Here is a 24,609-nt window from a genome sequence, read left to right on the forward strand (position 1 = left end):
GCCCCTCCGCAGGCTCTTGCCTCCTGGACGACTGCAGATAAACACGTCCACCACGCAGAACCTGGGACCTCAACGCCTCGTGTCGGACATCAAGGACACCGCCTGCAGGACTCCAGATAACACTGGAGCGATTGAACAAGGAAATCAAACGCCGCACCGACGTCGTCGGCGTGTTCCCCAACCCCGCCGCGCTGTTACGGCTGGCCGGCTCGGTACTCGTTGAGGCCCACGACGAATGGCAGGTCGCCGACAAGCGCTACCTCTCCGAGACCAGCCTCGCTCTGCTCGACGTCAGTGACCAAAGTGCCGAAACCATTGCCCCCACAGCCGCTCTCACGGCATAGTGGCTACCACAGAGCCACACGCGGACACGCGACCGCTCTTACACCACTCCACGGGACGTGACCCGCGGGTACGCTCACGCGCCATCAACCGCGCGCAGACACACATCCGGGAATGGTCGTCGATGCCGGTCAACGCTTTGGCGCTGGTGCCATCGGACAGCGGGAAACCCCCCACCACATCCATCTGCCACAGCTCCATCGGGGCGCCGCGTTCCCAACGTTTCCACTTGCGCGAACGCCGATCCCGCAAAGCCGGATCGATCATGCCCGCCCGCACCAAGGCCCGATACACCGCCGACTCCGACGGCACCGGACCCACCCGACGCTTAGCCAGCTCGAACACCAGCCGCCGTGGTCCCCAGTACGGCCGCGACCGGCGCAGCTCCAACAGGGCGGCCTCCACCACGGCCGGCATCTGGTGCGGACACGACACCGGCCGATGCGACCGATCCACCAGCCCCTCAAGGCCCGACGCCTCATAGCGGGCCAACCACGCGTGCAGCGTCTGGCGCGACACGCCTACCTTCTCGGCAACCAGCGAAATCGACAACCCATCGCTGATCACAGCCAACACGGCCTGATACCTCTGCTCGGCCACGGTTAACTCCTTCATCGAAGGAGTGTCAAGGATCAGCCGAAGTAACTGTCAAGCATCAGCCGAAACACTGTCAGGCATCACCCGAAGCCGAAACGTCAAGCATCAACCGAGGTCATACAGACAAACGGAGCCACCTAGGAGAATCGAACTCCTGACCTGCTCATTACGAGTGAGCCGCTCTACCGACTGAGCTAAGGTGGCGTGCCCGATGGGCGGCACGAGTCTACGGCAGAGGGGTCGCGTCACCCAAGTTGCTGGCCGATGGTGGCGACCATGGCGTCGACGGCGAACTTGGGCTTGACGTTGACGGCCAGCGCTTCGCGGCACTCCAGCACCGCCTCGATGCAGCGCAGCAGCCGCTCGGGCGGCGCGTGCGCGGCCAGCGCCGCGACCCGCTCGGCCATGTCCGGGTGGTTGGCCCGCACCGCCCCGGCGCCGGAGGAGGCCATCAGCGCGTCCCGGAAATAGGTCGCCAGGTCGATCAGCGCCCGGTCCAGCGCATCCCGCGACGCCCGGGTCTGACGCGACTTCTGGCGCCGCTCAAGGTCTTTGATGGCCCCGGCCGCCCCGCGCATGGCGCCCGCGGTGCCCTTGCCGGTGCCGCCGGCGCCCAGCGCCGTGCGCAGCTCCTCGGTCTCGGCCTCGGCGCGCTCGGCGGTCAGCACCACCGCCTCCGCCTCGGCCGCGGCCACCAACTCTTCGGCCGCGGCGTAGGCCCGCGACGGCGTGGCCGCGTCGCGCACCAGGCCCAGCGCCCGCTCCCGGCGCTGCCGCGCCTCGGGGTCGGTGGCCAGCCGCCGCGCCCGGCCCACATGGCCGCCGCTGACCGACGCGGCCCAGTCCGCCGTCTCGGGGGTGAGGCCGTCGCTGTCGACCAGCACCCGGGCGATCGCCTCGCTCGACGGCGTCACCAGCGCGACGTGCCGGCACCGGGACCGCAGCGTAATCGCCACGTCCTCGGGGTCCACCGACGGCGCGCACAGCAGAAACACCGTCGACGGCGGCGGCTCCTCGACCACCTTCAGCAGCGCGTTGGCAGCCCCCTCGGTCAACCGGTCGGCGTCCTCGATCACCACGATCTGCCAGTTCCCGGTGGCCGGGCGCCGCGCGGCGATCTGCACGATCGCGCGCATGTCGTCGACGCCGATCGACAGGCCCTCGGGAACCACCCGGCGCACGTCGGCGTGGGTGCCGGCCAGGGTCGTCGTGCAGGCATGGCAGCGGCCACAACCCGGTTCGCCGTCCGCGGTGCATTGCAGCGCGGCCGCGAAGCACAGCGCCGCCACCGAGCGTCCGGACCCCGGCGGGCCCGTGATCAGCCAGGCGTGTGTCATAGTCCCGGCGCCCGCGTCGCTGTGGCCCGCGTCACCGCGGGCGGCCCGGGCCGCGCCGAGCAGCTCGGCCTTCACCGCGTCCTGGCCTACCAGCCGCGTAAACACCCCGGACATCAGCGCCTAACCTACTGCGACCGCCCGACAGATACCGATCGGCCACCATACCGCGACCATTCCGTTATCTTCGCCGCCGTCGCGGCCGCCGAAATGACCTGCCGAGAACGCAATTTAGTTTCCGGGACGTCGCCGCCGCCCGATACGGTGGGATCGTGACAACAGCGGCGGCACTACCGGGGCGGATCAGCGCATTCGCCCGCTGGGTGGTGCGCACACCGTGGCCGTTGTTCTGGCTGAGCATGATGCAGGCCGACATCATCGGCGCGCTGTTCGTGCTCGGCTTCCTGCGCTACGCCCTGCCGCCCGAAGACCGCATCCAGCTTCAGGACCTGCCGGTGGTGAACCTGGCGGTGTTCGCGACGTCGTTGGTGGTGCTGTTTCTCGCCGCCTCGGTGGTGAACCTGACGCTGCTGATGCCGGTGTTCCGGTGGCAGCGCCGGGACAACCTGCTGGCCGAATCCGACCCGGCCGCCACCGAACTCGCCCGCATCCGCGCGCTGCGCATGCCGTTCTACCGCACCGTCACCAGCATGGTGATCTGGTGCATCGGCGGCGTGGTGTTCATCATCGCCAGCTGGTCGGTGGCCCGGTTCGCCGCGCCGGTGGTGGCGGTGGCCACCGGGCTGGGCGCCGCGGCCACCGCGATCATCGGCTACCTGCAGTGCGAGCGGGTGCTGCGCCCGGTGGCCGTGGCCGCGCTGCGCAGCGGGGTGCCCGAGAACGTCAAGGCGCCCGGCGTCATTCTGCGCCAGATCCTGACCTGGATGCTGTCCACCGCGGTGCCGGTGCTGGCCATCGTGCTGGCGGTGGTGGCCGACAAGACCTCGCTGCTGCATGCCACGCCGGAGAAGCTGTTCACCCCCATCCTGCTGCTGGCGGTCGCGGCGCTGGGCATCGGGCTGGTCAGCACGCTGCTGGTGGCCATGTCGATCGCCGACCCGCTGCGCCAGCTGCGCTGGGCGCTCTCGGAGGTGCAGCGCGGAAACTACAACGCGCACATGCAGATCTACGACGCCAGCGAGCTGGGCCTGCTGCAGGCCGGCTTCAACGACATGGTCCGCGACCTGTCCGAGCGGCAGCGGCTGCGCGACCTGTTCGGCCGCTACGTCGGTGAGGACGTGGCCCGCCGCGCCCTGGAGCGCGGCACCGAGCTGGGCGGTCAGGAACGCGATGTCGCGGTGCTGTTCGTGGACCTGGTCGGCTCCACCCAGCTGGCCGCCACCCGCCCGCCCGCCGAGGTGGTGCACCTGCTCAACGAGTTCTTCCGGGTGGTGGTGGAAACCGTTGGCAAGCATGGCGGTTTCGTCAACAAGTTCCAGGGTGACGCCGCGCTGGCCATCTTCGGCGCGCCGATCGAGCACCCCGACTCCCCCGGCGGGGCGCTGGCCGCGGCGCGGGAGTTGCACGACGCGCTGCTGCCGGTGATCGGTTCGGCGGAGTTCGGCATCGGGGTGTCGGCCGGCCGCGCCATCGCCGGCCACATCGGCGCGCAGGCCCGGTTTGAGTACACCGTGATCGGCGACCCGGTCAACGAGGCCGCCCGGCTGACCGAGCTGGCCAAACTCGAGCCCGGCCACGTGCTGGCGTCGGCGATCGCAGTCAGCGGCGCGCTGGATTCGGAGGCGTTGTGCTGGGACGTCGGCGAGGTCGTCGAGCTGCGCGGCCGCACCGCACCCACCCAGCTGGCCCGACCGGTGAAGCTGGCCACCCCCGAAGAGGTGGCGCCGCAAGAGGTTTCCAGCGAGGTGAGCGGCTAACCGCGCTTGGCCGCCTTCTTGGCCGGGGCCTTGCGGCTGGTTTTCTTGGCGGTCCGCTTCGCCGGGCCGCGCGCCCTGCGGTCGGCCAACAGCTCGGCGGCGCGCTGGTCGGTGAGCGACATGACGTCGTCGCCCTTGCGCAGGCTCGCGTTCGTCTCGCCGTCGGTGACGTACGGCCCGAACCGGCCGTCCTTGATCACCATCGGCTTGCCGGTCGCCGGATCGGCGCCCAGCTCCCGCAGCGGCGGCGCGGCGGCGCCCTGCCGGCCGCGGCGTTTGGGCTCGGCGTAGATCTTCAGCGCTTCCTCGAGGGTGATGTCGAACAGCTGCTCCTCGGTGGCCAGCGAGCGAGAGTCGTTGCCGCGCTTCAGGTATGGGCCGTAGCGGCCGTTCTGCGCGGTGATCTCCTCACCGGTCTCGGGGTCGACCCCCACCACCCGGGGCAGCGAGAGTAGGCGCAGCGCGTCCTCGAGGGTGACCGTCTGCAGGTCCATGGTGCGCAGCAGCGACGCGGTGCGCGGCTTGGGCCCGGTGGGCTTCTTGCCCTTCTTGGCGGGCGCGCCGCTGCCGTCGTCATCGTCGGGCGGCGGCTCGGGCAGCACCTCGGCCACATACGGCCCGTAACGGCCGTCCTTGGCGACGATCTCGTGGCCGGTCGCCGGATCCACCCCCAGCACCCGGCCCTCCTGCGGCGTGGCGAACAGCTGCTCGGCCACCTCGAGGGTGAGCTCGTCGGGGGTCAGCGAGTCGTTGAGGTTGGCCCGCTGCGGGGTGGGCTCGCCGTCGTCGCCGGTCACCATCCGCTCCAGGTAGGGCCCGTTCTTGCCCACCCGGACGTAGACGGGGCGGCCCTGCTCGTCGTCAAAGAGCTTGATGGAGTTGACTTCTCGGGCGTCGATGCCCTCCAGGTTGACGCCGACGAGTTTCTTCAGGCCGCCGGAGCGGGCGATCGAGTCGGCCACGCCGTGCTCGCCGCCGAAGTAGAAGTTGTTCAGCCAGTCGGTGCGCCGCTCCTGGCCCGAGGCGATCGCGTCCAGCTCGTCTTCCATCGCGGCGGTGAAGTCGTAGTCCACCAGCCGGCCGAAATGTTGCTCCAGCAAACCGGTGACGGCGAACGCGACCCAGGACGGCACCAGGGCGCTGCCCTTCTTGTGCACATAGCCGCGGTCCTGGATGGTCTTGATGATCGACGAGTAGGTCGACGGGCGGCCGATGCCCAGCTCCTCGAGCGCCTTGACCAACGACGCCTCGGTGTAGCGCGGCGGCGGGTTGGTGGCGTGGCCGTCGGGGGTGAGCTCGATGGCGTCCAGCCGCTGGCCCTGGGTCAGCTGCGGCAGCCGGCTCTCGGCGTCGTCGGCCTCGCCGCCGGCCAGCTCGTCGACGGTTTCCACGTAGGCCTTCAAAAAGCCCGGGAAGGTGATGGTGCGCCCGCTCGCGGAGAACACCACCTGCCGGTCCCCGGCCTGACCGCCGATCCGCAGGCTCAGCGTGGTACCGCGCGCGTCGGCCATCTGGGAGGCCACCGTGCGCTGCCAGATCAGCTCGTAGAGCCGGAACTCGTCGCCGTCGAGCTCGCGGCGCACCGCGTCCGGGGTGGCGAACGTCTCGCCGGCCGGACGGATCGCCTCGTGCGCCTCCTGCGCGTTCTTCACCTTGCGGGTGTACTGGCGCGGCGACGGCGAGACGTACTCCTCGCCGTAGAGCTGACGCGCCTGGGTGCGCGCGGCGTTGATCGCCGAACCCGACAGCGTGGTCGAGTCGGTACGCATATAGGTGATGTAGCCGTTCTCGTAGAGCCGCTGGGCGATGCTCATGGTGCGCTCGGCGGAGAACCGCAGCTTGCGGCCCGCCTCCTGCTGCAGCGTCGACGTCATGAACGGCGCGTACGGCCGGCGGGTGTAGGGCTTTTCCTCCACCGAGGCCACCGACAGCTGGGCGCCCTGCAGCCCGGCGGCCAGCTCGGTCGCCTGGGGCTCGTCGAGCACGATCACCTCGTCGGCCTTGCGCAGCTGGCCCTGCGAGTCGAAGTCCCGCCCGGTCGCCACCCGCAGGCCGTCTACGCTGGTCAGCCGGGCCGCGAAGGTGGGCGGGGAGGCCTGGGGGTCGGACACGCTGGCGTCCAGCTGGGCCACGATGTCCCAGTAGGACGCGCTGCGGAACGCCATCCGGTCGCGCTCGCGCTGCACGATGATGCGGGTGGCCACCGACTGGACCCGGCCCGCCGACAGCTTGGGCGCGACCTTCTTCCACAGCACCGGGCTGACCTCGTAGCCGTAGAGCCGGTCCAGGATGCGCCGGGTCTCCTGCGCGTCGACCAGGTCGATGTCCAGGTCGCGCGGGTTCTCGGCGGCCTCCAGGATGGCCGGCTCGGTGATCTCGTGGAACACCATCCGCTTGACCGGAATGTTGGGTTTGAGGGTTTCCAGCAGGTGCCAGGCGATGGCCTCGCCCTCGCGGTCGCCGTCCGTGGCCAGGTAGAGCTCGTCGACGTCCTTGAGCAGGCCCTTGAGCTCGCTGACGGTGTGCTTCTTCTCCGGGCTGATGATGTACAGCGGCTCGAAGTCGGCGTCGACGTTCACGCCGAGCCGCGCCCACGGCTCCGACTTGTATTTCGCCGGCACGTCGGCCGCGGCCCGGGGCAGGTCGCGGATGTGCCCGCGCGACGACTCGACGATGTACCGCGAGCCCAGGTAGCTGGCCAGTTTGCGCGCCTTGGTGGGCGACTCGACGATCACGAGTCGCCGGCGGCTGCCGTTCCCGCCGCTGGTGTTTTCCTTCAGTTTCGGGTCAGCCAACTGCCCTTACGCTCCATCCCTGATTGGTCCCCCCTGCGAGACCACCTGCAGGAAGAATGACAGGTCGGCTACGAAAATTCCGGTGAAATTCACAGTACGCGACCGTTCCTTCGCCCTGCGGCACCTGACAATTTCGCACCCGGAGGCTCGCCTGCGCAAACCGGCGGGCCCGGCGGCGGGCCGGATCCGGGGTCCGTCCGCCCGCTACACGCGCGGCCAGTGCGCCGACGCCTCCGGGCTGTTGGGCGGCTCTCCCACGTTCTCTACCAGGCGTGACAGCCGGCGGCGGCCGCTGATCCGCAGCGCCGGCCGCCCGCCGCGGGTGCCGATCAGCGTGGGCGCGATGCCGACCCGCATCAACGCCGACGCCAGCGGCGAGTGGGTGTCGGGTGCGTGCGGATCCAGCGCCAGCACATAGTGCTCGCCCTCGGGGTTGCCGGCGGCCAGCGTCCAGGCCCGCAACTCGCGCGGCCCGGGCAGCCAGCGCGGCGGGACGGTCTTCACGGCGCCGCGCGTCCATTCGACGGCCAGCGGGCTCAGCGCGGGATCCACCGCGGTGCGCACCAGCGGGGTGTCCTCGTCGGTCCGGCCGATCTCGGCCACCAGGCCGGCCTCGGAGATCATGTCCGCCAGCGCCTCGGCGCGCCAGGTGTGGTCGACCACCACCGACAGCCGGGCGCCGTGGGGTTCCGGGGTCCCCACCATGACGATCTGCCCGGACGCCGCCAGCACCCCGGAGAGATCGGCGACCGCGGGGGGCACCGACTCCGCCGTGAAGAAGGAAAGCTGGCTCACGCCATCCGACAGTAGGCCAGGTCTGCCGTTCGCGTCTTGAGGCAATCGGCGTTGCGGGCGCGCCGACTCGGGCCGCGGGAGATCACCAGGGATGAAACCCCTGGAGAAAACTAGAGAAAAGAGGAAACCCCCCGGCCGGGCCCGCTGGGCGGGACTGCACGGGGGGTATCCGTTTCAGGTCTGCTCGCCTACAGGGAGCGGACTCCGGTGGCCTGGGGGCCCTTAGGGCTGTGGCCGATTTCGAACTCGACCTTCTGGTTCTCTTCAAGGGTGCGGAAGCCCGTTCCCTGGATCTCCGTGTAGTGGACAAACACGTCAGCGGAACCGTCTTCGGGAGCGATGAACCCGAAGCCCTTCTCCGCGTTGAACCACTTCACAGTTCCCTGTGGCATCTCTCGATCTTTCCTTTTCTTCTGGGTGCGGGGCATCGCCTTTCGATGCCCCGGGTCCTGGTACGACCGCCATACCTCGCTCAGTCGCCGGAACTTCACCCGACCGATTAACCTCGCAGGAACCGCGGCCGCAACGTCGATCCTGCGAAAGTTTGACACGAACACAGAAGCTGCGACCGCAAATAGTCAACCATGTTCATCGCGTCGGCGACAGACTTGCGTCGCCGGGCGGTTCCACGAGGGGCGAGATGGCGAGTTTCGGCAGTGAGCTGCTGGCCGCCGCGCTCGCCGGGACCACCGCCGACGAGCAGCCGCTGCGTCATGTGGCCGAGTTGCCGCCGCGCAGTGGCCGGCCGCACGACTGGCCGGCGTGGGCCGAGCCGGAGGTGGTCGGCGCGTTCGCCGCGCGCGGGATCAAATCACCCTGGTCGCATCAGTTCACGGCCGCCGACCTGGCCTGGTCGGGCCGTCACGTGGTGGTCAGCACCGGCACCGCGTCGGGCAAGTCGCTGGCCTATCAGCTTCCCGCGCTCAACGCGTTGGCCACCGACCCGCGGGCCCGGGTGCTCTACCTGTCGCCGACCAAGGCGCTCGGCCACGACCAGTTACGCGCCGCGCACGCGTTGACCGCGGCGATTCCGCGGCTGCGGGAACCCGGTTTCGCGGTCGCCCCCACCGCCTACGACGGCGACAGCCCCACCGAGGTGCGCCGCTTCGCGCGGGAGCGGTCCCGCTGGGTATTCTCCAACCCGGACATGATCCATCTGTCCACGCTGCGCAACCACGCCCGCTGGGCGGTGCTGTTGCGCGGCCTGCGCTTCGTGATCGTCGACGAATGTCATTACTACCGTGGGGTTTTCGGTTCCCATGTGGCGATGGTGCTACGCCGGCTGTTGCGGTTGTGCGCCCGGTACGCCAGCGCGCCGGCGGTGATCTTCGCCAGCGCGACAACGGATTCGCCCGGCGCGACGGCCGCCGAGTTGATCGGGCTGCCGGTGCGGGAGGTCACCGAAGACGGTTCCCCGCAGGGGGCGCGGACGGTGGCGTTGTGGGAGCCGGCGCTGCGGGCCGATCTGGTGGGCGAGAACGGTGCGCCGGTGCGCCGTTCCGCCGGTGGGGAGGCGGCGCGGGTGATGGCCGACCTGATCGCCGAGGGTGCGCAGACGCTGACATTCGTCCGGTCGCGCCGGGCGGCCGAGTTGACCGCGCTCGGCGCGCAGGCCCGGTTGGACGAGATCGCCCCGGAGTTGTCGGCGCAGGTGGCGTCCTATCGCGCCGGCTATCTCGCCGAGGACCGCACCGCCCTCGAGCGGGCGCTGGCCGAGGGCCGGCTGCGGGGCCTGGCCACCACCAACGCGCTGGAGTTGGGGGTCGACATCGCCGGGCTGGACGCGGTGGTGCTGGCCGGTTTCCCGGGCACGGTCGCCTCGTTCTGGCAGCAGGCCGGGCGGTCCGGGCGGCGCGGCCAGGGGGCGCTGGTGGTGCTGATCGCCCGGGACGATCCGCTGGACACCTACCTGGTGCACAACCCGGCCGCGCTGCTGGGCAAGCCGGTCGAGCGGGTGGTGATCGACCCGCGCAACCCCTACATTCTGGGTCCGCAATTGCTGTGTGCGGCAACGGAATTGCCGCTGCAGGAGGCGGAGGTGCGCGAGCTGGACGCCACCGAGGTGGCCGAGGGCCTGGTGGACGACGGGCTGCTGCGGCGGCGGAACGGGAAGTACTTCCCGGCGCCCGGCCTGCAGCCGCACGCCGCGGTGGACATCCGGGGAGCGGGCGGCCAGGTCGTCATCCTCGAGGCCGACACGGGCCGGTTGCTGGGCAGCGCCGGCGCCGGGCAGGCACCGGCGTCGGTCCATCCGGGCGCGGTCTACCTGCATCAGGGCGAGAGCTACGTCGTCGACTCGCTGGATCTGCAGGAGGGCATCGCGTTCGTGCACGCCGAGGATCCCGGGTATGCGACGTTCGCGCGGGAAATCACCGACATCGCCGTCACCGGCGCCGGGGAGCGGCTGGTCTTCGGGCCGGTCACCCTGGGCCTGGTGCCGGTGCGGGTCACCCACCGGGTGGTGGGCTACCTGCGCCGCCGCCTGTCCGGGGAGGTGATCGACTTCATCGAACTGGACATGCCGGAGCACACGCTGGCCACCACCGCGGCGATGTACACCATCACCGAGGAAGCGTTGCGGGACAACGGCATTGACGGCCCGCGCATCCCCGGGTCGTTGCACGCGGCCGAGCACGCGGCGATCGGGTTGCTGCCGCTGGTGGCCAGCTGCGACCGCGGCGACATCGGCGGCTTGTCCACCGCGGTGGGACCCGAACCCGCCGGCCTGCCCAGCGTCTTCGTCTACGACGGTCACCCCGGTGGGGCCGGATTCGCCGAGCGGGGCTTTCGCCGGGCCAGCACCTGGCTGGGGGCGACGGCCGCCGCCATCGAGGCGTGCGAGTGCCCCCGGGGCTGCCCGTCGTGCGTGCAGTCGCCCAAGTGCGGCAACGGCAATGACCCGCTCGACAAGGCGGGCGCGGCGCGGGTGTTGCGATTGGTCCTCGCGGAGTTGGACGGAGGGCCGCGCTGAGCGCAGGGGCGGGCGACGAAATCCGCGGGCCGGTTCACCCGGGCCTGCCCCGGACCCGCCCGGTCACCGTAAAATCGTCCGCATGGCCCACGACTGGTTGCTCGTGGAGACGCTCGGGGGTGATCCCACCGTTGTGGCGCAGGGCCGTCAGCTCAAGAATCTCGTGCCGATCACCACGTTCCTGCGCCGCAGCCCCTACCTCTCCGCGGTTCGGACGGCGATCGCCGAGTCGGTGCAGACCGGCCAGGCATTGACCAGCATCACCCCCAAGCGCGACCGCGTCATCCGCACCGAACCGGTGGTGATGTCCGACGGATTCATCCACGGCGTGCACGTGTGGACCGGGCCGTCGGACATCGAGCCGCCGGAGCGGCCGATTCCCGGGCCGCTGAAATGGGACCTGACGCTGGGGGTAGCCACCGACACCCGCGAATCGCTGATCAACAGCGGCAAGAACCCCGAGGTCGAGGTCACGTTCGGCCGGGCGTTCGCCGAGGATCTCCCGTCGCGTGAGCTCAACCCGAACGAAACCAAGGTGCTGGCGATGGCGGTCAAGGCCAAACCCGATCAAACACTGTGCAGCACTTGGGATCTCACCGACTGGCGGGGCGAGGCCATTCGGATCGGTTTCGTGGCGCGCACCATCTTGGAGCCGGGGCCCGACGGCCGGGAACACCTGGTGGCGCGGGCGATCAACTGGCAGGCCGAGCAGAAGGGGCCCGCGGTGTCGACCGACGATCTGGCGCAGCGGATCCTGTCCGGGCTGGCCCAGGCCGGGGTGCACCGCGCGCTGATCGATCTCAACAATTGGACGCTGTTGAAATGGCTGGATGAGCCGTGCACCTTTTACGACTGGCGCAGCAGCGAGACCGGCAAGCCCCGGGTCCACCCCGACGACCACGCCGTGATGTCGGCCATGACAGAGGAATTCAGCGGGGGCGCCACCAGCAGGGTGCTGCGGCTGGCCGGGCACGACGGCGATTGGGTGCCGGTGCACATCACGGTGAACCGCGTGGAACTCGAGCCGGACGCCTACGCCGGGCTGGTCTCGCTGCGGTTGCCCACCGAGGAAGAGCTGGCCGCCGCGGGCCTGCCGCAAGCCACCGGCGGAACGCCTTAGCCGGTCGCCGGGCCCGCCCGCGCGGCGGCGACGGCGGTGCCGACGGCGCCGACCGCCACCCGCGCCGTGACGACGACGTCGAGACCGTCTGCGACACAACCGATGTCGTCGACCCGCATGGAGTGGGCCACGGCCGCGGCCCGGGCGCAGGCCGCATCGGCTCCCGACGGCAACCGGGCCGCGGCGGCCAGGGCCGCCAGATCGGCCGCCGCCTGGGCCCGGTGCCGCGCCACCACCGCGGCACCGAGGTAGACCGCGGCACCGGTCGCCGACAGCAGCACCACCACCATCCAGGCCGCGACCAGGGTGGCCGACCCGCGCTCACCGCGCCGGCTCGGCCGCCGAGACCGCCTGGGCCCGAATATCGAGGGCGGGCAACAGTTTCGAATGCGCGACAACGGTGGCCACCAGCAGGTCGCCGTCGCGGCGCAGGTCGACCCGCGCCCCCGCGGGCGCGAGGCGGGCCGCGGCCGCCGTGGCGGAGCGTTCGTCGCCGCGGGCGGCCAGCCGGGCGGCCTCGCGGGCGGCGTCGACACAGCGCACCTGCATCGAAACCGCGGTGATCCCGGCCAGGCAGGCCACCAGCACCACGACGAGCGAGGCGATGCCCAGTGCCGCCTCGACGGTGCTGGCGCCGGCACAGCCGGCTATACCTTGGTGTTGAGCGCGCGACCGATGATGTTGGTCAGCGCGGACACGATGGAATCGCCGGTGACCACGGTGTAGAGCACCGCCCCGAAGGCGGCCGCCGCGATGGTGCCGATGGCGTACTCGACGGTCGACATGCCCGACTCGTCGGCCACCAGCACCGCCACACGAGCCGAGAATTTGCGAAACACCTTGCGCATCAATGACTTCCTTTCCTTTCACAACAGCCCGGACCGCAACACGTCGCCGGCCAGCCCGGCCACCACCGGGACGATGCCCAGGCAGACGAACGCCGGCAGGAAGCACAGACCCAGCGGCCCGGCGATCAGCACCCCGGCCCGCTCGGCCGCGGCGGCAGCCGTATGGGCGGCGTCGCTGCGGGACTGGTCGGCCAACTCGGCGACGCCGCCGGCCAGCGCCGCGCCCGAGGCCGCCGAACGCCGGGCCAACCGCAGCAGCGCGTCGATCTGCGGGTCGGCCGGGCCGCCCGGCGGGTCCGGCGGCATCGACCATGCGACGGCGGGATCGGCGCCGAGCGCCAGCAGGTCGGCGGCGCGGCGCAGCACCCGCCCCAACTGCGCCGGGGCGGACGGGACCGCGGCCGCCGCGGCGGCTGACACCGCCATCCCCGCGCCCAGGCATACCGCCAGCACGTCGAGACAGGAGGCGATCGCCAGCGGATCGGGGCCGCGCCCCCGCCCCGGGCCCGGCTCACGCCTTGGCCCCTCGGCCCGCGCCGGCGTGCCGGCACGCCGGCGCGTCAGCGAGGGGCCGGGGCCCATCAGCACGGCCGCGGCCAGCAACACCGCCGCTAGATCCATCTGCGCGTCATGCCATCACCCGATCGACGATGCGGTCGGCCCACAGCAGCCCGGCGCAGGCCAGCGTCGCGCCGACGAGCAGCAGCCACCCACCCACCTGCCCGCCCAGCAGGAAATCCAGCGGCCGGGCGCCGATCAGTTGGCCGAGCAGCACGCCGAGCACCGGCAGGGCGGCCAGGATCGCCGCGGTGGCCCGCGCGCCGGCCAGGCTCGATGACACCCGGGCCGAGAACCGTTGCCGCTCAGCGATATCCCGCTGCGCGGCGCGCATCAGGGTGGCTATGCCCAACCCGTGGTCGCCGGCCAGCCGCCAGCACAGCGCGAGCCGCTGCCAGTGCTCGGGCCGCGCCGAGCCGCGCGACGCGGCGGCCAGGCCGGCCGCGACGTCGGCGCCCAGCCGGGCCCGGGCCGCCACCGAGCGCAGCGCCACCGCGACCGGGCCGGCGGTCTCGCCGGCGGCGACGTCGAACGCGCGCACCGGATGCGAGCCGGCCCGTAGCTCGCCGACGAGCACGTCGAGCGCCGTTTCCAGTGCCCGGCCCTCGCCGGCGGCGCGGCGGATCCGGCCGCGGCGGCGATGCCGCAGACCCGCCGTCGCGGCCACCACCGCGCCGGCCAGCACGCTCGGCAACGGCAGCACGGCCAGGGCCGCGCAGCCGGCGCCGGCGGCCACCCAGCCCAGCCCCGCGAGCCGGCGCGCCGATGGCCGCCGGCTGCCCGTCACCGCCACGCCCAGCCGGCGCCGCGGCGAGGGCGGCCCGACGACGAGGGCAACCGCTAGCAGCAACGCACCCACCACCGGCCCGGTCATGACGGCATCCGGTCTTCCAGCACCCGCCGCAGCAGCGGGGCGGCCTCGGTCATCCCCCGGTCGGCGTGCCACACCGTGACCGAGCGCACCCGTTCCTGAACCCGTTGCAGCACGGCGATTTCGCTGAGTCGCCGCCGGCCGGCGCGGTTGCGCTCGACGTGCAGCAGCACCTGCACGGCGGCGGCGAGTTGACTGTGCAGCGCGGCACGGTCGAGCCCGCCGAGCGCACCGAGGGCCTCCAGCCGGGCCGGCACCTCGCCGGGGTTGTTGGCGTGCACGGTGCCCGCGCCGCCGTCGTGCCCGGTGTTCAGCGCGGCCAGCAGGTCCACCACCTCGGCGCCGCGGACCTCGCCGACCACGATGCGGTCGGGCCGCATCCGTAACGCCTGGCGGACCAGCTGGCGCACCGGGACCTCGCCGACGCCTTCGACGTTGGCGCACCGTGCGACCAGCTTCACCAGATGCGGGTGCGGCGGCGCCAATTCGGCGGCGTCCTCGACGCAGACGATCCGTTCGTCCGGCGGTACCGCGCCCAGCATGGCGGCCAGCAGCGTTGTCTTGCCGGCGCCGGTTCCCCCGCTCACCAAAAACGCCAACCGCGCGGCGATGATGTCGGCGACCAGCGCCGCGGCGGCCGGCTCGATCGCGCCCGCGGCGCTCAGCGCCGCCAGGTCCTGACTGGCCGGCCGCAGCACCCGCAGCGACAGGCAGGTACCGGCGGCCGCCACCGGCGGCAGCACCGCGTGCAACCGCACCGCGAACCCGCCGGCGCCGATGCCGGTCAGCTCGCCGTCCGCCCACGGTTGCGCGTCGTCCAGACGCCGGCCGGCCGCCAGCGCCAGCCGCTGCGCCAACCGGCGCACCGCGGCCTCGTCGGGAAAGCGAATCTCGCTGCGCCGCAAGCCGTTACCGTCATCCACCCAGACCGCGTCCGGCGCGGTGACCAGCACGTCGGTGGTGCCGTCCGCGCACAGCAGCGGTTCCAGGATGCCGGCGCCGGTGAGCTCGGTCTGCAGGGTGCGCAGGTTGGCCAGCACCTCGGTGTCACCGAGCATCCCGCCGGACTCGGCCCGGATCGCGGCGGCCACCACCGACGCGGGCAGCGGGGCGCCCAGCGGCACGGTTTCGCCGGCCAGCCGCTCGCGGACCCGGTCGATCAGCGAACTGCTCACGCCGCCTTGCCCTTTCGCCGCGCACCGGCCGGCGGCAGCACGCCCAGCACCTGGCGGGCCGCCACCGCGAGCGCGGACCGCCGCCCCAACCGCAGGCCGACGCGCTCCACCTGCGCGCCGAGTTGCGGCTGCGCCTTGATGGCCGCCAGCAGCGGCAGCCCGGTGATGCCGGCGATCTCGGCGGCCCGCAGTCCGCCCGGAGATGGCCCGCGCACCACCAGGCCCACGTTGGGGTTGACCGCGGCCAGGACCGGGGCCAGCGCCCCGGTCGCCGCGCACGCGCGCACGTCGCAGCGGCTCACCACCACCACCAAATCGGCGGCGCCCAAGGCGGCCTGCGCGGCGTCGGTGAATCGGCGGGGCAGGTCGCAGATCACGCTGACCGCCCCGCGGCGGCCGGCGTCGACGACGGCGTGCACCGGCCCGGCGTCCACCTCGTGACCGCGCCGGGTTCCCGACAGCACGCTGACGCCGCGGTGCCGCGGCAACGCATCGCGCACCGCCGCCCAATTGAGCCGGCCGCCCTGCAGCGCCAGGTCCGGCCAGCGCAGCCCCGGGGTGTTCTCGCCGCCGAGCAACAGCTCGATCCCGCCGCCCCACGGGTCGAGGTCCACCAGCAGCGCGTCGCCGGCGGCCTGGGCCAGGGCGACCGCGAGCAGGGAGGCCCCGGCGCCGCCGCAGCCTCCGATGACGGCGACCGCGTGCCCGCGTTGCCCGTCGTCGCGCGACGATTCGGCCGCCTCGGCGAGCTCACCGACCAGGGCGGCTTCGTGTTCGGGCAGCCGCAGCACCCGCGCGGCGCCGATGCGCACGGCCGCCGCCCACGTCGTCGTCGCGGGTTCGGCCGCCGTCAGCACCGTGACGTGATCGCGGCGGGGCAGCGCCCAGCGCCCGCAGCGCGCCGCCGCCGCAGCGTCCAGCACGACGGCCGCGGCCGCCGCCCAGGTCTTACGACTCACCGCGGCCGCGTCGCCGGCGTGCACCACCCGCACCCCGGCGGCGGCCGCCACCCGATCCAGCTCGGCGCGCAGCTCGGGCTCGGCCAGCATCGCCAACACACCCGCCGAACCCGCCGGGTAATCGGGGCACTGCGCCCCGGAGCCGCCAGTCATCCGTCCACTGTGCGGGGCCGTGACGTTGGCACACCAGTGCCAGATGCGGATTTGGGGATAGAGACGCCACTGTGCACAAACCCGGCGCGGGCGCGCACCGCCAGCGACGGCGGGCCGATTCTCCGCAACGCGCCCAGGACCGGTCGGAGCGCGCCAAACCCGGGGGAAACAGCCCGGAAAGACCCGAGAAAAGGGACGACCCCCGCCAGGGGGGGAGGAGGCGAGGGTCGTCGTGCATCAGCCCCGGGGGGTCGGGCTGATACACCCTCGGCTCAGGCCGAGTAATGCTTACTATACACATGACAGTCGGCAGTAACGCAATAGATCATTTTCCGAAAAAACACGTTGAGCCGCGAAAACACTGCCTCATCGGCCCCCGGTACGGCCCTGAGCGGCCATTTCCGGTGCGGGATCGCGGCCGGGCGGGACCGTCGACCTATGCTGGGGCGGTGACCGTCTTCGACCCGGGCGCGGAGCAGTCAGCCCCCGAGCAGTCAGCGCCGAGTGGCGTCCCGCACGCCCGCACGGCGGCCTTCTTCGACCTGGACAAGACGATCATCGCCAAGTCCAGCACGCTGGCGTTCAGCAAACCGTTTTTCGCTCAGGGCCTGCTCAACCGGCGCGCGGTGCTCAAGTCCAGCTACGCGCAGTTCATCTATCTGCTCTCCGGTGCCGATCATGACCAGATGGATCGGATGCGGGCGCACATGACCAACATGTGCACCGGCTGGGACGTCGAACAGGTCAAGTCGATCGTCAACGAGACGCTGCACGACATCGTCACCCCGCTGGTGTTCGCCGAGGCCGCCGACCTGATCGCCGCGCACAAGCTGTGCGGGCGCGACGTCGTGGTGGTATCGGCCTCCGGGGAGGAGATCGTCGCGCCGATCGCGCGGGCGCTGGGCGCCACCCACGCGATGGCCACCCGCATGGTCGTCGAGGACGGGCGGTACACCGGCGAGATCGCCTTCTACTGCTACGGCGAGGGCAAGGTCCAGGCGATCCGCGAGCTGGCCGCCCGCGAGGGGTACCCGCTGGAGCACTGCTACGCCTACTCCGACTCGATCACCGACCTGCCGATGCTCGAGGCGGTCGGCCACCCCAGCGTGGTCAATCCCGACCGCGGGCTGCGCCGCGAAGCGCTGGAACGCGGCTGGCCGGTGATGTCGTTCTCCCGGCCCGTGTCGTTGCGGGACCGTATCCCCGCGCCGTCCGGCGCCGCCATCGCCACCACCGCCGCGGTGGGCATCAGCGCGCTGGCCGCCGGCGCGGTCACCTACTCGCTGCTGCGCCGCTACTCGTTCTAGCCGACCGGCCGCGCCCGCACAGCAAACGCACTGGCCGCACGGGTCATTTCGTTTCGCGGCATTGGGGACATTTGGGCCTTGCTGTGCGCAGGGTCTAGTAGTACAAAGGAACCACGGAAGCCCGGTGAGGCCAAGGTCGATCCGGAAGAGAAGGTTCGATCTCCCGATCCGGGCGCCCAGCACGGTGCTCGGCACCCACGCGGAGTCATAGCCGCGAAAATGGCAGAAGTGTTGCGGGCCTGCGTAATTGCGAATTGCGGAAGGTGTCGACGGCCCTTTGGGTGGGGCTGCAACCGGAAGCGTCGTGAGATCGCCGAGGCCAACCCACGCAGCCCCGAGATGCACGCTTGGTAACCGAGTCCCGTGCTAGCGGGCGGCGGACCGAATATTCGGAACGTCGCCCGCTCTACATTTTTCGGGCCGCATTCCGGCGCCGATCCAACGGCCCGTCAGCTACCCCGGCAGCTATCGATTCGACATCGAGTCGGCGATCGACAACGCCTCTTGCGCGCCGGCTCGCATCGCCCGGCAGCACAGCACCAGCCAGGCACCGACCCCCTCCGGCGTGCCGTCGGCGAAGCCGCGCGCGGCATCCCGGTACGCCGCGGGTTGACGCATCCAACTGACCTCGGGCACCCCCAACCCGTGCGGGTCCAACCCGCTGGCGATGGTGACCAACCTCGACACCGCGCGGGCCACCACGCCGTCGCAGCTGCCGAACGGCCGCAGCGTCAGCAGCTCGCCGTGCGCGACGGCGGCGAGCACCGGTGCCGGCACCCGGGTGCGGCCATTCACCAAGTCCGCCAACAACTCCAACCGTGGCCCCACGCCGGCATCGGCCCGCGGGCGACCCAGCCGTTCGTCATCGACCTGGTCGGCCGCGGCCAGCATGTGCAGCCGGGCCAGCGCCTGCAGCGGCGCCCGCCGCCAGATGCCGACCACCGGACCTTCCCCGCCCTCGAGCGCCTGGGCCACCCGAAGCGCCCCGGCGAACACCGGATCGCTGATCTGCCCGGCCTCGGCGAGATCCTCCAGCCGAACCGGCCCACCGTCCAGCACCGACGACGCGCGGGCCGCCCGCAGGGCCGCCTCGGCGGCGGTCACCGGCCAGCCGCGCAGGTTGGCCCGGTGCCGGTGCGCGCGGCCCAGCGCGTCGCGGGCGCGGTCGCTGGCCTCGGCGACGCCGGGCAGCTCCATCAGGGGCGCCAGTGGATCAGCCGTCACAGCTTGACAACCTATCTCCGCCGCGCCGCGGTCGCGGGATGGCATCCAGCAGCTGCCGGGTGTAGTCCTGGGCCGGGGCGGTGAACAGCTTTTCGGTGGGCGCCTGCTCCACCACCCGCCCGGCGCGCATCACCAGGACGTCGTCGGCGATCTGGCGGATCACCGCCAGGTCATGACTGATGAACAGATACGCCAGCCCCAGCTCGGCCTGCAGCCTGGCCAACAGCTCCAGGATCTGCGCCTGCACCAGCACGTCGAGCGCGGACACCGCCTCGTCGCAGACCAGCACCTGCGGCCGCAACGCCAGCGCGCGGGCGATCGCCACCCGTTGCCGCTGCCCGCCCGACAATTCGCGGGGCAGCCGGTTCAGCACCGACGACGGCAGCGCCACCTGGTCGACGAGGTCGTGCACCGCCTTGGCGCGCTGCCTGCGGTCACCGACGCGGTGGATCCGCAACGGTTCCTCGATGGCGCGAAACACCGAGTACATGGGATCCAAACTGCTGTAAGGGTTTTGGAACACCGGCTGCACCCGGCGGCGGAAGGCCAGGTGTTGGTCGCCCGACAACGTGTCGTCGATGCGGGTGCCGTCGAAAACCACGGTGCCCGAGGTGGGCGGCAACAGCCCGAGCACCATCAACGCCAGGGTGGACTTCCCCGACCCCGACTCTCCGGCAATCGCCAGCGTGCGGGCCCGGTGCAGCCGGAACGACACCGCGTCGACGGCACGAAATTCGGTGCGCCGCCACAATGTTGCGCGCGGCTCCCGGTACAGCTTGGTCAAGTCGGAGGCGACGAGGATGTCGGCGGGCTCCGGTTGCGTGCGGTCCGGCTGCCGCGGGCCGGTCCGCGCGCCGCCGCTGACCGTCAGCGCCGGTGCGGCGGCCACCAGCCGGCGGGTGTACTCGTGCCGCGGATCCTGCAGTATCGACTGCGCCGCACCGGATTCCACCGCGACACCGTCGTGCACGACGACCACCGACTCGGCGCGCTCTGCCGCCAGCGCCAGGTCGTGGGTGATCAGCAGCACGGCCGTGCCGAGGTCGGCGGTGAGCCGCTGCAGGTGGTCGAGCACCTGGCGCTGCACCGTGACGTCCAGCGCGGAGGTCGGCTCGTCGGCGATCAGCAGCCGCGGCCGCCCGGCCAGCCCGATGGCGATCAGCGCGCGTTGGCACATGCCGCCGGACAGCTGGTGCGGGTAGCGGGCCGCTTGTTTCGCCGGGTCCGGCATTCCCGCCGCTTCCAGCAGCTGCACCGCGCGACGCCGGGTGTCGCGGTCGGAGGTGTTGGCCCGCAACGCTTCCCGGATCTGGAAGCCGACCTTCCAAACCGGGTTCAGGTTGGTCATCGGGTCCTGCGGAATGTAGCCGATTTGCCGGCCGCGCATCGAGCGCAGTGCGCGGCGGTCGGCGGCCGAGATGTCCACACCATCGAACATGATGCGCCCGGCCGTGATTCGACCGCCGGGCGGCAACAGTCCCAGGATCGCGGCGGCGGTGCTGGATTTCCCGGACCCGGACTCGCCCACCACCGCGACGGTCTGGCCGGGCAGTACCCGCAAATCCAGGCCGCGCACCGCGGCGTGCTCGCCGAACCCGACATGCAGGCCCTCGACCGACAGCAGCGGGGTGGTCATGCCCGCCACGCCCGCGACGCCGGGTCGAGGGCGTCGCGCAGCGCGTCGCCCATCATCATGAAGGCCAGCACGGTCGCCGCCAGCGCGCCGGCCGGATAGAACAGGATCGGCGAACCGGCCCGCAGCCGTGTCTGGGCGAGGTTGATGTCGCCGCCCCACGACACCACCGACGGCGGCAGCCCCACGCCGAGGTAGGACAACGTTGCCTCGGTGACGATGAAAAGACCCAGCGCGATGGTGGCTACCGCGATCACCGGCCCCAGCGCGTTCGGCAGCGCGTGCCGGATCAGGATCTGAAACCTGCTCATGCCCAACGCTTTAGCCGCAAGCACGTAGTCGCTGGCGCGCACCGCCAGGACCGCCCCACGCGCGATCCGGGCCACCTGGGGCCAGCCGAACAATGCCAGGATCGCGATCACCGTCCACACCGTGCGGTGGTGCAGCACCTGCATCAGCACGATCGCGGCCAGCAGCAGCGGCAGCCCGAAGAACACGTCGGTGACCCGGGAGACCACCGCGTCGATCCAGCCGCCGTAGAAGCCGGCCAGCGCGCCCAGTGCGCCGCCGACCACGAAGACGATCGCCGCGGCGCCCAACCCGACGGTGACCGAGGCGCGCGCCCCGTACACGGTGCGGGCGTACACGTCGTGGCCCTGCAGATCGGTGCCGAACCAGTGCGTGCGCGACGGCGGCAACAGGCTCTGGGCGGGATCGGCGTAGGTGGGATCGGCGGCGGTGAACAGCGCGGGGAACAGCGCCACGGCAAGGATCACCAGGATCAGCAATCCCGCGCCGATGAACTTCGGACGTCGCCGCAGCCGGCGCCACGTCTCGCGCCAGAATCCGCCCCGCGCCCTGATCCGTTCAGCCATAACGGATCCGGGGGTCCAGCACGGCGTACAACAGGTCCACCACCAGGTTGGTGACCAGGTAGATCAGCACCAGCACCGTCACGATGGACACCACGGTGGGGGCCTCCTGCCGGGTGACGGCCTGGTAGAGCACCCCACCCACGCCGTGGATGTTGAAGATGCCTTCGGTGACGATGGCCCCGCCCATCAGCGCGCCCAGATCCGCCCCCAGGAACGTCACCACCGGGATCAGCGAATTGCGCAGGATGTGCACCGTCACCACCCGGGGCCGTGACAATCCCTTGGCGGTGGCGGTGCGCACGTAATCGGCATGCGCATTGACCGCCACCGTCGACCGGGTCAACCGCACCACGTAGGCGAAAGACACCGAGCCCAGCACGATTCCGGGCAACAGCAACCGCGTGAAGGTCGCGGCGTTGCCCACCGTCACCGGCGCGATGCCCAACCGCACCCCGAACACGAACTGCGCCAAGAACCCCAGCACGAAGATGGGGACCGCGATGATGACCAGGCCGGTGATCAGCACCGCGGAATCGAACAGGCCGCCCTGGCGCAGCCCCGCGATGACCCCGAACCCGATGCCCAGCACCGCCTCGACGGCCAGCGCGATCAACGACAGCCGCAGGGTGACCGGAAAGGCATGTGCCAGAACATCACTGACGGGCAGCCCGGAATAGGCCCGGCCCAGGTCGCCGCGCAGCACCCCGCCGAGGTAGCGCAGGTACTGGACCAGGAACGGATCGTCGAGGTGGTAGCGGGCCCGCAGCGCCGCGGCCACCGCGGGCGTCAACGGGCGGTCCCCGGCGATCGCGGCCACCGGGTCGCCGGGCAGCAGGAAAACCATGGCGTAGATCAGCAGGGTGGCGCCCAGAAATACGGGCACCATGACGGCGATCCGGCGTGCGATGTACCAACCCATGTCAAGCCTTGACGATGTTCTCGTAGTCGGGCAGCCCGTTCCAGGTGACCGTCACGTGGCTGACCTCCCCCGACCATCCGACCACACTGATGTAGTTCCACAGCGGAACAACGGGCATGTCGTGGAAGAGAATTCGCTGCGCGTCGTTGGCCAGCGCTGCTGCCTGCGGCAGGTCGGGCGCGGCCTCCGCGGTTGCCAGCGCGGCGTCGAACCGCGGGCTGGAATAGCCGACGTCGTTGGACCCGGCGCCGGTGGCGAACAGCGGGGCCAAAAATTCGATCATGGACGGGTAGTCGCCCTGCCAGCCGGAGCGGAACGCGGAGCCGATGCTGCGGTTGGTGATCTGGGTTCGAAAACCCGCGAAGGTGGGCTGCGGCGCGCCGAGCGCATCGATGCCCAGCACGTTCTTGATGCCGTTGGCGACGGCGTCCACCCAATCCTGGTGTCCCGCATCGGCGTTGTAGGCGATCGGGTAGCTGCCGCTCCACGCCGAGATCGCGTCGGCCTGCGCCCAGAGCCGGCGGGCCCGCTCGGGGTCGAAGTCCAATGCGTCGCTTCCGGCGATGTTCGGGTCGAAGCCGGGCAGCGACCGGGCGGTGAAATCGCGTGCCGGACTGCGGGTGTCGGCAAAGATCTGCCGACAGATCTGCGCCCGGTTGATGGCCGCCGACAGCGCCAGGCGGCGCAGCCGGCCCTCCTCGCCGCCGAAGTGCGGCAGCCGCAGCGGGGTGTCGAGGCTCTGGTTGATCGCGGCCGGCCCGGCGGTGACCCTTTCCCCCAGGTCGCGCCGGTAGACCGGCAGGGCGCTGGGCGGGATGGTGTCGAGCACATCGAGGTTTCCGGAGAGCAGATCGGCGTAGGCGGTGTCCAGGTTGGCGTAGAACTCGAACCTCAGCCCCTTGTTGCGGGGCTTGCGGTTGCCGTGGTAATCGGGGTTGGGCCGCAGGTCGATTCGCACGTTGTGCTCCCACGCCGGGCCGTCGGGGCCGCCGGCGAGCTGGTACGGGCCGTTGCCGATCGGGTGCCGCCCGAATGCGGCCATGTCGCGAAAGGCGGCCTGCGGCAGGGGATAAAACGCGCTGTGGCCAAGCCGCAGTTTGAAGTCCACGGTCGGGGCCTTGAGCCGGACGGTGAACTCCAGGTCGTTGACCACCCGCAGCCCGGTCATGGTGGTCTGCTGCGGCTGCCCGGCGGCCAGCGCGTCGTACCCGTCGATCGGGCTGAAAAAGCTTTGCTGCAGTTGGGCATTGGTGCTCAGCGCCCCGTAGTTCCAGGCGTCGACGAAGGAATGGGCCGTCACCGGCGAGCCGTCGGTGAACCTCCAGCCGGGTTTCAAGACGATGCGATAGTTGACGTTGTCGCCGCTCTCGATCGACTGGGCCACCTCGGGTGCGGGGTTGCCGGCGGCGTCGTAGGACATCAGCCCGGCGAAGAGTCGATCCAGGATGCGGCCGCCCTGGCTGTCGTTGGTGCCGGTGGGAACGAGGGGGTTCGGTGGTTCGCCGCCGTTGACCACCACCAGGTCCGGGCTCAGCACCCCGCCGCCGCAACCGGCCAGCGAGGCGACCACGAGCAGCGCGGCGGCGGCCGTGGCCAGCACGGCCACCGGGGTCCGCATCCCACGCATGACACCCGACCCTAGGGCGTGAAGCGGCGCGGCGGTGAAGTGCCCGCGCGGGTCTACTGCCCGACCAGAGGCGAGGGGACGTCGTTCAGACCGCGGTGATCGGATGCACCTGCAGCTCGCAGGCCTCGATGGTGGCCGGAACCGTCACCACCGCGGTGGTGTCGGGCGGGTTGACGAGCAGATCGGTGTAGGTGGGGCACGGCTGCCCGTCGGCGTCGACGGCGACGCCCTCGACGATCGCCTGGCCCTGCGTGGAGATCGACAGGATGACGGTGGGCGGCGCATCGACGCCCGCCGGCAGCCCGCCCAGGTATCCGCGCGGGGTGGGCTGCGCGTGGACGAGCGCGCCGCCGGCACCCGAGTCCACCGCGGCGTATCCGGTCAGCGTGCACGGTTCGGCGCCGCCGGCGAGGGTGAACACCAGCGTCACCGCGCGGTGGCCGACCGCGCCCTGCGCCGGTGCGGCCGTCACCGCGATCTGATCCGACCAGCACGGCGTCGGCGTGTCCGTGGTGTCGGCCGGCACGGCCGCGGCGGGCCACCCCGCCGCGGTGGCGGCGGCGTAACTCGTTGCCAGCGCGGCAAAGCTGGCGACCGATCGGCGAAGGCCCCGCGAGTGACCCGGCACA

Annotated in this window: 21 protein-coding genes, 1 tRNA gene and 2 pseudogenes; 5 read left to right on the forward strand and 19 right to left on the reverse strand. The window is 71.5% G+C overall.

The features are described from left to right. Positions 1 to 122: 122 nt before the first annotated feature. Positions 123 to 344: pseudogene (locus tag MAA44156_RS00185) on the forward strand (transposase); the annotation flags it as partial. Positions 345 to 408: 64 nt separating this feature from the next. Here the strand turns inward: MAA44156_RS00185 and MAA44156_RS00190 are convergent. From MAA44156_RS00190 to MAA44156_RS00200, 3 genes and pseudogenes are all read right to left on the reverse strand, one after another. Next, positions 409 to 957, reverse strand: a pseudogene (locus tag MAA44156_RS00190) (IS481-like element ISMav5 family transposase); the annotation flags it as partial. A 113-nt stretch (positions 958 to 1,070) separates the two neighbouring features. Beyond that, positions 1,071 to 1,143 (reverse strand) — tRNA-Thr (locus MAA44156_RS00195). A gap of 41 nt (positions 1,144 to 1,184) precedes the next feature. Further along, on the reverse strand, positions 1,185 to 2,390 hold the full coding sequence (locus MAA44156_RS00200) for a DNA polymerase III subunit delta' (protein ID WP_065370931.1): 1,206 nt from the start codon (positions 2,388 to 2,390) through the stop codon (positions 1,185 to 1,187). A 98-nt stretch (positions 2,391 to 2,488) separates the two neighbouring features. Between MAA44156_RS00200 and MAA44156_RS00205 the strand changes: the two genes are divergently transcribed. Continuing rightward, complete coding sequence (locus MAA44156_RS00205; protein ID WP_010948854.1) at positions 2,489 to 4,150, forward strand: adenylate/guanylate cyclase domain-containing protein; 1,662 nt, start codon at positions 2,489 to 2,491, stop codon at positions 4,148 to 4,150. On the opposite strand, the gene topA is transcribed toward MAA44156_RS00205, so the two are convergent. From topA to cspA, 3 genes are all read right to left on the reverse strand, one after another. After that, entirely contained in the window at positions 4,147 to 6,945 is a 2,799-nt protein-coding gene (topA, locus tag MAA44156_RS00210) for a type I DNA topoisomerase (protein ID WP_009974717.1), read from the reverse strand. The genes MAA44156_RS00205 and topA overlap by 4 nt on opposite strands. Positions 6,946 to 7,149: 204 nt before the next feature. Continuing rightward, complete coding sequence (locus tag MAA44156_RS00215; protein WP_009974716.1) at positions 7,150 to 7,740, reverse strand: hypothetical protein; 591 nt, start codon at positions 7,738 to 7,740, stop codon at positions 7,150 to 7,152. Between the two features lie 188 nt (positions 7,741 to 7,928). Beyond that, positions 7,929 to 8,132 (reverse strand): cold shock protein CspA, encoded by a 204-nt coding sequence (gene cspA / locus MAA44156_RS00220; RefSeq protein WP_003419650.1) that lies wholly within the window; start codon positions 8,130 to 8,132, stop codon positions 7,929 to 7,931. Positions 8,133 to 8,380: 248 nt separating this feature from the next. Here cspA and MAA44156_RS00225 point away from each other — a divergent pair, with 248 nt between their 5' ends. Together MAA44156_RS00225 and MAA44156_RS00230 are read left to right on the forward strand one after the other, a co-directional pair. Further along, the gene (locus MAA44156_RS00225) at positions 8,381 to 10,711 is read left to right on the forward strand and encodes a DEAD/DEAH box helicase (RefSeq protein WP_009974715.1); all 2,331 of its coding nucleotides are present in this window, start codon (positions 8,381 to 8,383) and stop codon (positions 10,709 to 10,711) included. A gap of 82 nt (positions 10,712 to 10,793) precedes the next feature. Further along, positions 10,794 to 11,831 (forward strand): PAS domain-containing protein, encoded by a 1,038-nt coding sequence (locus MAA44156_RS00230; protein WP_003873275.1) that lies wholly within the window; start codon positions 10,794 to 10,796, stop codon positions 11,829 to 11,831. Here the strand turns inward: MAA44156_RS00230 and MAA44156_RS00235 are convergent. Genes MAA44156_RS00235 through ssd form a run of 7 tightly spaced genes read right to left on the reverse strand, consistent with a single transcriptional unit; the run spans position 11,828 to position 16,332 of the window. Next, the gene (locus tag MAA44156_RS00235) at positions 11,828 to 12,121 is read right to left on the reverse strand and encodes an Rv3654c family TadE-like protein (protein ID WP_009974714.1); all 294 of its coding nucleotides are present in this window, start codon (positions 12,119 to 12,121) and stop codon (positions 11,828 to 11,830) included. The genes MAA44156_RS00230 and MAA44156_RS00235 overlap by 4 nt on opposite strands. A gap of 31 nt (positions 12,122 to 12,152) precedes the next feature. Beyond that, the gene (locus MAA44156_RS00240) at positions 12,153 to 12,482 is read right to left on the reverse strand and encodes a TadE family type IV pilus minor pilin (protein ID WP_179143964.1); all 330 of its coding nucleotides are present in this window, start codon (positions 12,480 to 12,482) and stop codon (positions 12,153 to 12,155) included. Then, positions 12,479 to 12,679 carry a DUF4244 domain-containing protein gene (locus MAA44156_RS00245; protein ID WP_009974713.1) on the reverse strand — a complete coding sequence of 67 codons (201 nt, stop codon included), beginning with the start codon at positions 12,677 to 12,679 and terminating at the stop codon, positions 12,479 to 12,481. Before MAA44156_RS00245 ends, MAA44156_RS00240 begins: the two co-directional genes overlap by 4 nt. 18 nt (positions 12,680 to 12,697) lie before the next feature. Further along, complete coding sequence (locus MAA44156_RS00250; RefSeq protein WP_179143963.1) at positions 12,698 to 13,300, reverse strand: type II secretion system F family protein; 603 nt, start codon at positions 13,298 to 13,300, stop codon at positions 12,698 to 12,700. Between the two features lie 7 nt (positions 13,301 to 13,307). Next, positions 13,308 to 14,111: a type II secretion system F family protein gene (locus tag MAA44156_RS00255; protein WP_011723610.1), complete on the reverse strand. Its 804-nt coding sequence runs from the start codon at positions 14,109 to 14,111 to the stop codon at positions 13,308 to 13,310. Next, positions 14,108 to 15,283 (reverse strand): TadA family conjugal transfer-associated ATPase, encoded by a 1,176-nt coding sequence (locus MAA44156_RS00260; protein WP_121035576.1) that lies wholly within the window; start codon positions 15,281 to 15,283, stop codon positions 14,108 to 14,110. Before MAA44156_RS00260 ends, MAA44156_RS00255 begins: the two co-directional genes overlap by 4 nt. After that, complete coding sequence (gene ssd, locus MAA44156_RS00265) at positions 15,280 to 16,332, reverse strand: septum site-determining protein Ssd (RefSeq protein ID WP_121035768.1); 1,053 nt, start codon at positions 16,330 to 16,332, stop codon at positions 15,280 to 15,282. Before ssd ends, MAA44156_RS00260 begins: the two co-directional genes overlap by 4 nt. 512 nt (positions 16,333 to 16,844) lie before the next feature. Here ssd and MAA44156_RS00270 point away from each other — a divergent pair. Beyond that, positions 16,845 to 17,702 (forward strand): HAD-IB family hydrolase, encoded by an 858-nt coding sequence (locus MAA44156_RS00270; RefSeq protein ID WP_009974707.1) that lies wholly within the window; start codon positions 16,845 to 16,847, stop codon positions 17,700 to 17,702. Positions 17,703 to 18,167: 465 nt separating this feature from the next. Here MAA44156_RS00270 and MAA44156_RS00275 read toward each other — a convergent pair whose 3' ends face one another. From MAA44156_RS00275 to MAA44156_RS00300, 6 genes are all read right to left on the reverse strand, one after another. Continuing rightward, positions 18,168 to 18,926 (reverse strand): Fic family protein, encoded by a 759-nt coding sequence (locus MAA44156_RS00275; protein WP_003877070.1) that lies wholly within the window; start codon positions 18,924 to 18,926, stop codon positions 18,168 to 18,170. Next, on the reverse strand, positions 18,916 to 20,562 hold the full coding sequence (locus tag MAA44156_RS00280) for a dipeptide ABC transporter ATP-binding protein (RefSeq protein ID WP_031348150.1): 1,647 nt from the start codon (positions 20,560 to 20,562) through the stop codon (positions 18,916 to 18,918). The genes MAA44156_RS00275 and MAA44156_RS00280 overlap by 11 nt, the downstream gene beginning before the upstream one ends. Further along, entirely contained in the window at positions 20,559 to 21,434 is an 876-nt protein-coding gene (locus MAA44156_RS00285; RefSeq protein WP_009974705.1) for an ABC transporter permease, read from the reverse strand. The genes MAA44156_RS00280 and MAA44156_RS00285 overlap by 4 nt, the downstream gene beginning before the upstream one ends. Then, the gene (locus MAA44156_RS00290; RefSeq protein ID WP_009974704.1) at positions 21,427 to 22,353 is read right to left on the reverse strand and encodes an ABC transporter permease; all 927 of its coding nucleotides are present in this window, start codon (positions 22,351 to 22,353) and stop codon (positions 21,427 to 21,429) included. The genes MAA44156_RS00285 and MAA44156_RS00290 overlap by 8 nt, the downstream gene beginning before the upstream one ends. Position 22,354: 1 nt before the next feature. Continuing rightward, positions 22,355 to 23,971, reverse strand: coding sequence for a peptide ABC transporter substrate-binding protein (locus MAA44156_RS00295; protein ID WP_009974703.1), 1,617 nt, complete (start codon positions 23,969 to 23,971; stop codon positions 22,355 to 22,357). A gap of 94 nt (positions 23,972 to 24,065) precedes the next feature. After that, a complete protein-coding gene (locus MAA44156_RS00300) occupies positions 24,066 to 24,608 on the reverse strand; it encodes a DUF4232 domain-containing protein (protein WP_009974702.1) in 543 nt (180 codons plus the stop codon). Between the last annotated feature and the right edge of the window lies 1 nt (position 24,609).

This window comes from Mycobacterium avium subsp. avium (assembly GCF_009741445.1).
GTDB classification, from domain to species: Bacteria; Actinomycetota; Actinomycetes; order Mycobacteriales; family Mycobacteriaceae; genus Mycobacterium; species Mycobacterium avium.

Excerpts from the sequence above, each read along its gene's own strand:
- MAA44156_RS00245 (WP_009974713.1), bottom strand. The coding sequence starts at position 12,679 with ATGCGCAAGGTGTTTCGCAAATTCTCGGCTCGTGTGGCGGTGCTGGTG.
- MAA44156_RS00285 (WP_009974705.1), bottom strand. The coding sequence starts at position 21,434 with ATGGCTGAACGGATCAGGGCGCGGGGCGGATTCTGGCGCGAGACGTGG.
- MAA44156_RS00235 (WP_009974714.1), bottom strand. The coding sequence starts at position 12,121 with ATGGTGGTGGTGCTGCTGTCGGCGACCGGTGCCGCGGTCTACCTCGGT.
- MAA44156_RS00280 (WP_031348150.1), bottom strand. The coding sequence starts at position 20,562 with ATGACCACCCCGCTGCTGTCGGTCGAGGGCCTGCATGTCGGGTTCGGC.
- MAA44156_RS00225 (WP_009974715.1), top strand. The coding sequence starts at position 8,381 with ATGGCGAGTTTCGGCAGTGAGCTGCTGGCCGCCGCGCTCGCCGGGACC.
- MAA44156_RS00295 (WP_009974703.1), bottom strand. The coding sequence starts at position 23,971 with ATGCGGACCCCGGTGGCCGTGCTGGCCACGGCCGCCGCCGCGCTGCTC.
- MAA44156_RS00255 (WP_011723610.1), bottom strand. The coding sequence starts at position 14,111 with ATGACCGGGCCGGTGGTGGGTGCGTTGCTGCTAGCGGTTGCCCTCGTC.
- ssd (WP_121035768.1), bottom strand. The coding sequence starts at position 16,332 with ATGCTGGCCGAGCCCGAGCTGCGCGCCGAGCTGGATCGGGTGGCGGCC.
- cspA (WP_003419650.1), bottom strand. The coding sequence starts at position 8,132 with ATGCCACAGGGAACTGTGAAGTGGTTCAACGCGGAGAAGGGCTTCGGG.
- MAA44156_RS00250 (WP_179143963.1), bottom strand. The coding sequence starts at position 13,300 with ATGGATCTAGCGGCGGTGTTGCTGGCCGCGGCCGTGCTGATGGGCCCC.
- MAA44156_RS00230 (WP_003873275.1), top strand. The coding sequence starts at position 10,794 with ATGGCCCACGACTGGTTGCTCGTGGAGACGCTCGGGGGTGATCCCACC.
- MAA44156_RS00290 (WP_009974704.1), bottom strand. The coding sequence starts at position 22,353 with ATGGGTTGGTACATCGCACGCCGGATCGCCGTCATGGTGCCCGTATTT.
- MAA44156_RS00200 (WP_065370931.1), bottom strand. The coding sequence starts at position 2,390 with ATGTCCGGGGTGTTTACGCGGCTGGTAGGCCAGGACGCGGTGAAGGCC.